The organism is Streptomyces sp. NPDC005408, from assembly GCF_040606445.1.
In the GTDB taxonomy this organism is placed as follows: Bacteria; Actinomycetota; Actinomycetes; order Streptomycetales; family Streptomycetaceae; genus Streptomyces.
Map to the genome: position 1 here is coordinate 1 of NZ_JBEXEX010000099.1, position 11426 is coordinate 11426.

At 67.1% G+C, this 11426-nt stretch carries 10 protein-coding genes and 1 tRNA gene; 3 read left to right on the plus strand and 8 right to left on the minus strand.

The genetic code is table 11. From position 1 onward, the window contains the following. Positions 1-358: 358 nt before the first annotated feature. The 7 genes from ABZS64_RS38295 to mptB form a co-directional block, all read right to left on the minus strand. Complete coding sequence (locus ABZS64_RS38295) at positions 359-1984, minus strand: ISAzo13 family transposase (RefSeq protein WP_355839691.1); 1626 nt, start codon at positions 1982-1984, stop codon at positions 359-361. Positions 1985-2796: 812 nt separating this feature from the next. Further along, positions 2797-3210 carry a hypothetical protein gene (locus ABZS64_RS38300; RefSeq protein ID WP_355839693.1) on the minus strand — a complete coding sequence of 138 codons (414 nt, stop codon included), beginning with the start codon at positions 3208-3210 and terminating at the stop codon, positions 2797-2799. 415 nt (positions 3211-3625) lie between these two features. Next, positions 3626-4336 carry a hypothetical protein gene (locus tag ABZS64_RS38305; RefSeq protein WP_355839695.1) on the minus strand — a complete coding sequence of 237 codons (711 nt, stop codon included), beginning with the start codon at positions 4334-4336 and terminating at the stop codon, positions 3626-3628. 237 nt (positions 4337-4573) lie between these two features. Further along, a tRNA-Pro gene (locus ABZS64_RS38310) sits at positions 4574-4647 on the minus strand. 88 nt (positions 4648-4735) lie between these two features. Then, positions 4736-5662, minus strand: coding sequence for a metallophosphoesterase (locus tag ABZS64_RS38315; protein WP_355839697.1), 927 nt, complete (start codon positions 5660-5662; stop codon positions 4736-4738). After that, complete coding sequence (locus ABZS64_RS38320) at positions 5557-6903, minus strand: glycosyltransferase 87 family protein (RefSeq protein ID WP_355839699.1); 1347 nt, start codon at positions 6901-6903, stop codon at positions 5557-5559. The genes ABZS64_RS38315 and ABZS64_RS38320 overlap by 106 nt, the downstream gene beginning before the upstream one ends. Before the next feature lie 58 nt (positions 6904-6961). Further along, positions 6962-8413: a polyprenol phosphomannose-dependent alpha 1,6 mannosyltransferase MptB gene (gene mptB, locus ABZS64_RS38325; RefSeq protein ID WP_355839701.1), complete on the minus strand. Its 1452-nt coding sequence runs from the start codon at positions 8411-8413 to the stop codon at positions 6962-6964. Between the two features lie 342 nt (positions 8414-8755). On the opposite strand from mptB, the gene cutA reads away from it, so the two are divergent. Beyond that, positions 8756-9076, plus strand: a complete 321-nt coding sequence (cutA, locus tag ABZS64_RS38330) for a divalent-cation tolerance protein CutA (protein ID WP_355839703.1) — start codon at positions 8756-8758, stop codon at positions 9074-9076. Here cutA and ABZS64_RS38335 read toward each other — a convergent pair whose 3' ends face one another. Next, positions 9077-10459 carry an XRE family transcriptional regulator gene (locus ABZS64_RS38335; RefSeq protein WP_355839705.1) on the minus strand — a complete coding sequence of 461 codons (1383 nt, stop codon included), beginning with the start codon at positions 10457-10459 and terminating at the stop codon, positions 9077-9079. It abuts the gene before it with no gap. A 122-nt stretch (positions 10460-10581) separates the two neighbouring features. On the opposite strand from ABZS64_RS38335, the gene ABZS64_RS38340 reads away from it, so the two are divergent. Both ABZS64_RS38340 and ABZS64_RS38345 read left to right on the plus strand, forming a co-directional pair. Beyond that, on the plus strand, positions 10582-11013 hold the full coding sequence (locus tag ABZS64_RS38340) for an ATP-binding protein (protein WP_355839707.1): 432 nt from the start codon (positions 10582-10584) through the stop codon (positions 11011-11013). Beyond that, positions 11013-11318: a hypothetical protein gene (locus tag ABZS64_RS38345; protein WP_355839709.1), complete on the plus strand. Its 306-nt coding sequence runs from the start codon at positions 11013-11015 to the stop codon at positions 11316-11318. The genes ABZS64_RS38340 and ABZS64_RS38345 overlap by 1 nt, the downstream gene beginning before the upstream one ends. The last annotated feature ends 108 nt before the right edge of the window (positions 11319-11426 follow it).

Sequence of the window (11426 nt, forward strand, 5' to 3'; positions counted from 1 at the left end):
CTGTCGGGGTGGCGGGATTTGAACCCACGACCTCTTCGTCCCGAATAATGTGCGGAAAGATCGTTGACCAGGACCGTTGAATGTACGTGCAGGTCAGGGCCTTGGCGTGCGTTGGTCAGCGTAGGCGCCGCACGGCATGATTTTCTTGATCCACTCCCCGTTCACTCCCCTGGCTCGACCTGAGGTGCGGTCCGCTTCTAGACCTACGCATTACAAGCTGTCCGGGCTTGTTCCGCAGTAGTCCAGGGACGTCCGTCAGTGAGCTTGCCTCGCAGGTCAGATGACGTGCTGGACATTCGTGGACGGGTACAGACCATGCCGGATTCCACAGTATTCGAGACTAAGGGCTTGCAGATCATTAACATGTTGTCTTGATCACGCTGGGGTCGCCGCTCAGAGCTCGAACCCGAGCCTGGAGGGCTGTGAGGGCGGAGGGCGGGGTGGCCGCCGGCGGGATGACGATGCTGTGCGCCTTGAGCAGTTTCCTGATCTTCAGCAGGGTGCGGTGCATGGCGGTCCGACTGCTGTCGAACAGCACCGCGAGGGGTTCCGCGGCCAGGGAGACCCGCAGGTGAAGGACGGCTGCCAGGACTTGGTCGGGGAAGGCGAGCCGGGGCGGACGGCCGCGCTTGATGTCGCCGTCGACGGCCAAAGTGTCGGTGAGATCGCTCAGTTGCTGCCGGGACATGCCGGTCAGGACGGGGTCGGACAGTAGAGCATGGTCCCACTCCGGGGCCGGCTTCTGCGGAGCCCGGGGCGCTGGGATGGCAGGGCACGGCTGGGGGTGCACGGCATAGTTCCAGTCGCCGTGGAAGGCGTGTCGGGTCAGTGGCAGGGACGCCATCTCCGCGTCGCCGATCTGGACTCCGGTTGGGTAGATGTTGGTGTCCAGCTCGGCCATGACGCGCAGTCCGGTGCAGGTGGTGGTGGCGGCGATGGACCGGACGATGACTTCGTGGCTGGTCAGCGGGCGGCCGCGCCAGTTCAGGGTGATGTGCGAGAAGAGCCGGTGCTCGATTTTGTTCCACTTCGATGTGCCCGGCGGCAGGTGGCAAACGGTGATCGTCAGTCCTGTTTCGGCCGCGAGCCGGGCGAGTTCGAGCTTCCAGGCCCGGGTGCGGTAGCCGTTCGAGCCGCCCGCGTCGGCGGTGATGAGCAGTCGTTTCGCCTGCGGGTAGGCGGCCCGGCCCTGGCCGGACCACCAGCGGCGGATCGATTCCACTGCGAACGCGGCGGTGTCGTGATCGGTGCCTACGTTGACCCAGCCGGTGTTCGCCACGAGATCGTAGATCCCGTACGGGACGGCCTTGCCCAGTTGTGGGTCGGCGAAGTCATGGACGTTCACCGGCATCGGATCAGCCGCAGGCCGCCATTGGCGGCCGCTGTTCTTGAACTCGCCGACGAGCTCCTTCTTCTTGGTGTCCACGCTGATCACCGGCTGGCCGGTGTCCCTGTGATCGCGGGCCTGCTCGTTGAGATAGCGGAACTGGGCATCCCGGTCAGGATGTTGGCTTCCCTCGATGGTCTTGGCGTTGGCCTGCAGACTGAAGCCTTCCTCCCGCAGCAGGTCCGCGACGGTGTCCGCACTGACTTTGTGCCCGGTCCGGGCCAGCTCCCGCGCCAGCGTGCGGGTCGACTTCACCGTCCACCGCAGCGGTGACATCGGATCGCCCCGCTCGTCCGGCTCGACCAGCGCCAGCAGTGCCGGCCGCAGCCCCGGATCGAGATCTGCGACCCTCTTGCGGCCTCCGCCCGGCCGCCGCACCCGCTCCAGAGGTTCCTCGCCGGCCTCCAACTCGAACACGCCCTTGCGGACCGTGGTCTCACTCACCGAGGCCGCCCGCGCGACGGCCCGAACACCACCGTGTCCCAGGACACGGGCCTCTGCGGCCATCAGCAGCCGTCGCTGCCGCTCATCCAGATGTGGGAACAACACCGCGAACTTCACAGCGAGTTGGGCACAGATCTCGTCCGGGATGCGCATACCACATCAACGAGCCATGGGACGGGAAGCAACACCTTGATGATCTGCAAGCCCTTAGGAGCCATCAGCCTCCTCTGCCTCACTTCGCCCACCAGAGCGTTCATCAATCATTTATCCCCGTCTGTGAACCTCGTCCTCTGCACACACAAGGGAAGCACGGAACGCTCGCGCCACTCTTGCACCACCACAGTCAGGAACCCGAAGGAGAGCACATACAGTCAAGAAGCGCGACGAGCCGCTCCAGCATCGGCACACGTCGCCGACAGTTCGACGTCCTGGCAGACAAGATCAACTCTATCTGTGCCCTCCGCGCTGGAACGCTCAAGCTAACTACCGTTGCCCCAAAGAGGAACTCACTCTCAGAAAGGTCGAACCCAGCATGAGATCAATTCGACAGATAACCCTGACATTGAGTGCATTTGCCCTAGCTGTCGGCGCAATTGCTGTCAGTAGCACTCCTGCACAGGCTTCTGTAGCCTCCTGCGCAAATGCTGGAGCCAGCATTGCAGGCGTGGATTATATTTTTGCTCTCAAAGCGTGTCGGGGTGGCTATTCCTACTGCGTGAATCAACTCACATGGAAATCACGATCACCTTTCGCGGCGAGGGAGGCTTGCGGGCGTCTATGACCCCTCAAGCGGCAAAAGACGGCGGAACTGACCGACCGTCTGACGGGTCCCGTCTATCCGTATAAGGAGTTGATTCGTCGACTCCAGGGAAACCGGTGCGAGATCTGCGAGCGGCCACCACCGGCGGCCTCCTGTGACAGCAGGAGGCTGCCGCCTTGTCAGGCAGCGGCCCCGCAGTCGCCGGTCAATCCATGCTGAACCCGAGGGCCTTCTGCTGTTGATCGTTCATGTTGGTTGCGTGCACCGAGGGCTTGGCCATTGTGTAACACCAAGTGATGCAGATGGGCGCCCGCGGGTGAGAGCGGGATTGAATGGGGGAGACGTGAAGAATCTTCGGTCGCTGGGCGTCAGTCAGGACGCCGAGGAGATCCACCGGACGATGCCGGTCCAGCCACCCTTCGGCGTCGAGGATCTGGCTGAGCATCTGGGCAGCTCGCAGGAGCGGGTCCGCGACGGGCTGGACGAGTTGGGCACATATGGCCTTGGCGCGCAGACCGGTGAGGATCCCGCGCTTCTCGACGCGGGCGCGGCGCCACAGGCGCAGTGCCTCCCTCCGCGTCGCCGTCCTGCCCGCAGCCGCGGACGAAGGCGGCGACATTGGCCTCCGGGGGTACGGCGGCGGTGCGCCGGGCGGTGCGCTGCAGCGTGGAGACGGACAGCCGCGTGGTGCGGGCCAGTTCGCACAGGTCAGGCCGGAGCTGCTGAGCATGCCGGTGAGGGGTAGGAGGCGAGCTGTGGCTACGAGACGCAGAGATGAGCGCATGGCGCGTCGCGCTGGCCAGCTGGCGGGAGTTCGAAACGTCACAGGACCGCGAGCGATTCTTCGAAGCATGGCGCCGCGCTTGACCGCCTGCGGCTAACCCCGTCCTGTCGAATGCGTGTCGAAGTAACCGGCCACCCCAACACCACTGGCTGAAAAGGCCAGTTCAGAGCCAGTCCCCCAATGAACCACCTCAGCCCCTTCTAAGCGCTTGGCCGCCGGTTCGAGCCCTGCCGCCTGGTGTAGTTCAGTCTCAACGCATGACCGGTTGGACCTCGCGAATGTACGCCCAAGATCGGGCCTCCCCGACAACCGTACATTCGACCCGAACTCGCACAGGCAGGCCACCGTAGTCGGCGCGCCAGTTCCCGGGTGGGTAGTCTTCGGGACCCGATGTGCGGGTTAGCCAGAAGTCGCGCTGGTGGCCAAGTTTGAGGACAAACGGTGGCACACGGCGTCCGTCATCTGACGCCCCGTCGTTCGTCGACTCGAATTTGTAAGCCCCCCAGATTTGTGCATCAATCTGCTCCTGGTTGAGCCCGTGCGTCACGCCCGGCAGTCGCATACGGCCGTCATCCATGATGGACAGCAACACGCTCTCGATCTCCTGATGGATGGCCGGTCCCACGAAGGCCACATGCATGTACGCCGTATTTCCCTCGTACCCGGCGGGATTGACCTTGATATTGACCTCCGGAGTGATCTCGTGGTGCCAGCGGTCGCTCTCTATGCGCGCCACAATCTCGGCAGTTCTACGTGCTTCCTCCGCGGTGTCGCTTGCGCGTCCGGTTGCTTCCCAGGATGCTGCAGCGGCGATGACGCTCAGGAATGCCGCGATAACCGATGCACGGTCCTTGTCGAGCCAGCCGGCCCAGGCTGCACCGGCGAGCAGGGCGAGTACGGCAACGGCGGACAGGGCGATCAACAGTCTTCGGCGCCGTCGGCGCGTCTCCATCTCTGTCATAGCGGGACTGTAGGGCTGACGGGAATCCTCAACCACTTCCGCAGGTCGACCTGCTCACTCTTCCAGTCGAGGGATGCCGAGGCTCCCCACGCTGTGCTGCTGCGAGCGCGTCAGGTGTGACGTCCGGGGAGTCGATTTCCTTGATCCACTCCCCGTTCACTCCCCAGGGGCCTTACCGAACGAGTCAGGGCCGGTTTCCCGTGAAGGGAAACCGGCCCTGAACTGCTGTTTTAGCTGTCGGGGTGGCGGGATTTGAACCCACGACCTCTTCGTCCCGAACGAAGCGCGCTGCCAAGCTGCGCTACACCCCGATGTCACCGCTGTCGCGGCGACATCGATTACTTTAGCCCACCCGCGGCCGTGGACGAAATCCGGTTTCGCGCATCTGCCCGGGCGGTCTCAGTCCCGCCCCACCAGCGTCAGCAGCGTCGCCTCCGGCGGGCACGCGAACCGTACCGGCGTGTAGCGGTTCGTGCCGCAGCCCGCCGAGACGTGCAGGTAAGAGACGTTTCCGGCGGTGCTGTGGGTGGAGAGGCCCTTGACGCGGGCCGTGTCCAGGTCGCAGTTGGTGACCAGGGCGCCGTAGAAGGGGATGCACAGCTGGCCGCCGTGGGTGTGGCCCGCCAGGATCAGGGGGTAGCCGTCAGCCGTGAACGCGTCAAGCGTGCGCAGATACGGGGCGTGGACCACGGCCAGGGACAGGTCGGCGTCCTTGTCCGGGCCGCCCGCGACGCGGTCGTAGCGGTCGCGTTTGATGTGGGGGTCGTCGAGGCCCGTGAACGCGAGCTCGTAGCCGTCCAGCTTCAGGCTGCCGCGGGTGTTGCTCAGGTTCACCCAGCCCGCCGTGTCGAAGGCGTCGCGCAGTTCCTCCCACGGGTTGTGGACCACGCCGACCGCCGGGGCGTTGCCGTTCAGGCCGTGGCGGCCCTGGGCCTTCTCGAGCAGATAGCGGGCCGGGTTACGGAGCTTGGGTCCGTAGTAGTCGTTCGAGCCGAAGACATAGACGCCGGGGAAGTCGAAGAGCGGGCCGAGCGCGTCCAGGACCTCCGGGATGCCCTCCGGGTCGGACAGGTTGTCGCCGGTGTTGACCACGAAGTCCGGGCGCAGGCCCGCCAGGGACTGGAGCCAGGCGCGCTTCTTGCGCTGGCCGCGCACCATGTGGATGTCGGAGACCTGGAGTACGCGCAGCGGGCGCATCCCGCGCGGCAGGACGGGAACCGTCAGCCGTCGGAGGCGGAAGGAGCGGGCCTCGAAGCCGGCGGCGTAGGCGAGGCCGGCCGCGCCGACTGCCGTGATTCCCAGGGGTACTCCGTAGCGTGCGCGCATGTGCCCATCGTTGCAGACGCGGCATGTCCCGGAAGAGGGCGGGCGGCGGTCGCCCTCGCCCCCTCTCGCAGGGGGAGCGCGATGAGGAGACCGAGCGAGATCCAGACGTACGTATTGCTGCCCAGGAAGCCGTCGATGCCGGTCGCGTCCCAGCTCCACAGCCATACGACGCTGCTGCACAGGATGACGTAGATCGCTCCCGCCCACCGCAGCAGACGGCGCCGTCTCGGGTCCCCTTTCTCCAGGCGCAGCCCCGCGTCGATGAGGACCGCGAGTGCCGGGAAGACCCAGACCAGGTGGTGCACCCAGGTGACCGGGCTGATGAGGCAGGCCGTGAGGCCGGTCACCGCGAAGCCCGCGAGTTCGTCTCCGGCGGCGACGGCCCGGCGGGCCCGCCAGACCCAGAGGCAGAGGATCACGATCACACCGAGCGCCCAGACCAGACGGCTGGGGGCGTCCGGCTCGGAGAGCCGGGCCACGACTCCTTGCCAGGACTGGTTGGAGACGTACGCGAGGGAGCCGACCCGGTCCGTGTTCCACATCGCCTCGGTCCAGTAGACCCGCGAGGCGTCGGGCGCGACCCACATGGCGAGCAGGGTGGCGCTGATCGCGACGGCCACGGCCGTGGCGGCCGCGCGCCAGCGGCGGGTGACCAGCAGATAGCCGATGAACACGGCCGGGGTGAGCTTGATCGCGGCGGCCAGACCGATGCCGAAGCCCGCGAAGCGCCCGCGGCCGGTGGACAGCAGCCAGGCGTCCGCCAGTACGAGGGCCAGGAGCAGCAGGTTGACCTGGCCGAAGCTGAAGGTGTCGCGGACCGGCTCCAGCAGCACGAACAGACAGCCCGCGACGGCGAAGGTGAACCAGCGGCTCCAGCCGTGCCGACGGACGACGGCTCCGGCCGAGCAGTACAACACCGCTCCGGCCGCCGCGAGATTGAGCAGCACGCTGATCGCGACCGCGCTCTGCCAGTCGACCAGGGTCATCGGCAGCATGCACACCGCGGCGAACGGCGGATACGTGAAGCCGTAGTGCGTGCCCGGCACCAGATAGTCGTAGATGCGCCCGCCGTCCGTCCAGGACTCGACGGTTCCGTAGTACACACCGAGGTCGAACCAGTCCCGGTGCAGCGGGACGGTGGCCAGGAAGAGTCCGACCGCGGCCGCCAGCCCCACGACGAGGGACAGCCGTCCGCGCGTGGTCGTCGGCCAGCTAATGGTCGTGGTTCTGGTCATCGTCATGCGGTGCTCCCCAGCGTCCCCAGCGTCCCCGGGGTCATGCCGTTCCCCGGCGTCATCGTCATGCCGCGCTTCCCAGCGGGCCGGTCCCGGTGCCGGACGCCGCGCGCCCCGTCATGCGGTGGGCACACCACAGCGCGAGCACCGCGAGGACTCCGCCGCAGGTCGCGAGCGCCACCTGCGGCCCCTCCGGCGCGAACCCGCTCGGCAGTACGGCCAGCGCCAGCACTCCGCTCGCGACGGCGACCGTCCGGCGCACCGAACTGTCGGGTCCGGCCGCGGCTATCAGGAACAGCCCCCACAGCACGTACCAGGGCCTTATCGCCGGTCCGAGGACGGCCACCGCGATCAGGCTCAGCCCGAGTGCGTACACCGGGCGCAGCCGGTGGTGGCGCCGCCATGCGATCAGTACGGCAAGGACGGTGGCGGCCAGTCCCGCCAAGTGCCAGGCGGGCGCGGCGAATTGGGCGAGGCTGCTGCCCGCGTTCTCCAACAGCGCGCCGGACATCCGGCCGAGGGAGGAGGTGAGCGACCAGTTCTGCGGCGAGACGGGGGTGTCCAGGGCGGCTATCCATCCGTATCCAGTGCCGGTCAGGGCGGTGGTCGCAGCCGTTGTCGCCGCGCTGATCCCCAGGACCGCCGGTGCGGCTCTGAGCAGTGGAGCCCTCAGCCGTGGCACACGGCCGCCGAGCTGTCTGCCCCAGAGCAGGGCGACGGCCACCAGCCCCAGCGCGGCCGGCGCCTTCACCAGAGCCGCGAGCGTGACCAGGACGACCGCGACGATCGGCCATCGCCCCAGCGCGGCCACGAGCCCGGCGCCCAGCAGGCCGAGCATGATCGCGTCATTGTGGGCGCCGCCGACAAGGTGCAGCAGCACCAGCGGATTGAGCGCCCCGAGCCAGAGCGCGGCGGCCGGGTCCGCTCCGCAGTGCCGGGCCAGCGTGGGCAGACAGAAGACCATCACGGCGACCCCGAGCAGGGCGACGAGCCGCATGCCGAGCACGCCGGTGAAGACCTCGCTGCGGGTGAAGTCGGTTATCGCCCGCGCGCAGGCGAGGAAGAGCGGGCCGTACGGAGTAGGGGTGTGCTGCCACAACGGCGCCACCTCCGCGGGCAGCGGTCCGCCGAGCCGCGAGGGCCCGTGCGCGTACACGTCTATCTGTGCGTCGACCATGGCGCCCTGCGCGAGATAGCTGTACACGTCGCGGCTGAACAGCGGCGGCGCCAGCAGCAGCGGGGCAGCCCACAACCCGAGCGTGAGCAGCAGGGTGCGCCGGCCCGGTGGTTCGGGCCCGCGGATCACCCGCCCCAACAGCGCCCAGGCCGCGATCAGCAGGACAAGTCCGAAGTACGCCGCGACCAGACCGAGCGCAGCCCGGCCGGACTCCGGTGCGAGAGCCTTCCGTACGGGCAGCGCACCCGCGGTCACACCGCCCGCGGCCAGCGCCGTCGAGCCCACCAGGCCGAGCAGTTGGCAGCGGCGGGTGTCGACGGAGACGGGGAGCGCCAGCATCTGGGCAGCGTGTCAACGGGCGGTGTCCGAAAGGCGACGTCGTCACCGCCGGCGTGCGGCCGCCGTATGTCGGCAGTCTTACAAACGTGCGCACGAGGGTTCCGCGGCCTCGTCGGCCACCGCCGCGAATGAGCCTCGGCCGCCTCCGCGAAACGGGCCTCGCCCGCTCGCCGCCGCGAAATGCGCGGGCCAGGACATCGCGGCACCTGCCACACTGGACCCCATGACCAGAGTCAAGCCCTCTTCATATCCTCTTTGCTGGGAGGCTGTCGTCCAGGGGTCTGAGCAGCGCTCATTGCGTGGCCTGGTTGGCGGGTCGTGGTCCGGCCTAGGCTCTGGCTCATGACTGAGTGCGTGCAGGTGTACACAGCGACGGAGAGCCGTGAGGCAGCGGTAGCACTGGCCAGGGGCGCGACGGAGGCACGTCTGGCTGCGGGGGCGCAGGTGGTCGGCCCTGTCACCTCGGTGTTCTGGCACCTGGGCGAATTCGGTGAGGGCGAGGAATGGCAGGTGATCTTCAAGACAACGGCGGCCCGGTACAGCGAACTTGAGGAGCATCTGCTGGAGCACCACCCGTGGAAGAACCCCGAGATCAATGCGGTGTCCATCGTGGCGGGCTCTCCGGCCGGCCTGGAGTGGATCGCCCGCAGCGTCGCTGAGTGATCACATGGCCGCGCGGTCCAGGAGCTCGGCTAGGGGCGCGATCGCCCGGTGCGGCTGGAGCCTGAGCAGGAACTCGTTTGCGCGCTGCTGGGGCCGGACGGAGCCGATTCCGGTGGAGAGATCCATGGCCTTGGTGATCACTGTGGCTGACTGCTCGATCTCCCCGGCGTCCATGTAGGCGTGCGCGAGCCAGGTGAGGTACAGCGACTTGTCGCGGGCGTGGGTGTCGTCGAAGTCGGCCAAGGCTGCTTCGAGCGCGGGCACTGCTCGTAGTGGACGATGCAGCTCGGTCCAGCAGCGGCCCTTCATGATCTGGAGCTCGCGGGTGTCGACCCACGACGACCAGTCGGGCCCGGGACGATCGCTGTTGTTCCCCATCAGGGCTTCCTCGGCTTGACCGAGTGCCTGCTCGGTCTCCTTCGCCTGGCCTGCCTTGGCATGGGCCCATGCGCGACGTTCGAAGAGAAGGGCCCGGACAGTCGCGGGTGCGTCTGCGCTGGCTGTCTCGCAGGATGCGGCGGCGGTCGCCACGCCAGAGGTTCCGGTACTGACCTGCTGGTAGGCGAGAAACGCGAGGGAGTTGCCTGCCAGCGCCGCGTCCTGGGCCGCGGTCGCCGCCTGAAACGCCTTCTCGTAGAGGGCTGATGCCTCGGTCTGTCGCCCTGCGTCAAACGCCGCCCAGCCTGCCTGCTGCGCCTGCTCTGCCACCAGACTGAGGAGCTGTCGGCCCGTGCCTTCCGTGTACGAGGCGTTGCGCAGCAGGTTCATCGTTCTGCCGAGTTCGGCGCGGTAGATGTGCCGGGTGTCGGCTCCGCCGAGTACGTCATCGAGGCTACGCAGACGGGCGGTGCGTCGTTGAAGGTGCTGCACCTGCCGGTGACCAATGCGGCGGCCGGCCGTGTCTGCTGGGGTCATGGCGGCACCGGTGGCGATACCTAGGGAAGCGGCGAGGAACCTCCTGCGCTGCACTTCGTCTCCTTCGAGATCGACGGTTCCCAGATCATCGGTCTCGGGAACATTCGAAATTCGTGGGGCGGGCGTAGCGAGGGGAGAGATTAGCTCCGGGCGGCTTGGAGATGTGGGCGTTGATGCCTGCTCCCACGGGCGCGGTGCCATCCCGATCATGTGGCCGGGAATGCCTAGGGCATCGGCGATGCACGCGATCTTCTCGTAGGTGGTGATCGCTCCGTCGCCGCGTGCCAGCTTCCCCACTCGTTCCGGCTTGATGTCGCACGCGTCGGCGATTTTCAGAAAGCTGATCCCGCCCCACTGCCGGGCCAGCTTGAAGACCTGCCCGAAGTCGTGCCGCTTCAACGCGGCCTGCACATCGGCCCGGCCCAGGACATGGGCCGGTAATGCCGTTGGTGAGAGGTCTCCTGACACGCGCTTCCTCGAATCTGCCTGGGCACAAGGAATATCAGTGATTCTCCGAGCCGAGTTTACCCATCATGGGTACCCCTATCGCCGGGAATCGGTGGGGCGTTGAGCTCGCCATCCTCTGAGTTATGCAGGAGCGACAGGATGCGCTGAACAGCCCGGAGATGGTGTGCCGATGGGCTCGTCATCCGCGGTGCGTTTGCCTGGCTCGTGTCGAGCTGCGCAAGGCGCTCGCCGCCTGGGGCCTGGCGAAGATTGAGGACACGGCTCTCGTCGTGCTCTCCGAACTGGTCACGAACGCTGTCCGGCATGCGCACGTTTCGCCGGGGCGTGAGATCGAAACCCGCTTTCAACTGGCTGGCGAAGACCTCCGCATCGAGGTGCACGACAGCGCTGACGAGTGGCTTTACAAGCATGCCGCGACCAGCGACTCGGAGTGTGGCCGAGGGCTCGTCCTGGTCAGCGAGCTCGCCGACCGGTGGGGCGTAAGCGAACGCAGAGGGGTCGGTAAGTCCGTATGGGCTCTCATGGCGGTGCCGCCTCGGGACGGAGACAGCTGATGGACGGTACTCAGGGACCAGTAGAAGTCGGCGGCGCGCTGAATCGTCAGCCGACAAGACCGCGCGCGGTTATTCGGTTCGCGGACTGGGCGTTGACCACGGACAAGCAGGGCAGCGGACCGGTCTACGAGGCTGAGTGCACGACGTGCGGCGAGTCCTCCAACGCGGCGGAAGGCAAGGACGAGCCCGAGCTGTGGTGTCTCCGGCATGCGGGTGCGCTCGGGCACACGGGCTTCCGCGGGGTCACGACGGCGTTCTTCCGCGCCACGCTGGTCAACGCGCGGAGCGGTGGTGCGGACTCATGAGGCAGCGATTATTCGCCTTCGGGATCGTCGTCTGTCTGGATGGCGCAGTACGTGCCCTTGGCGGTGATCAGTGATCCCTACTCGTAAGCCTTTTGGCGTCTGGTCCGC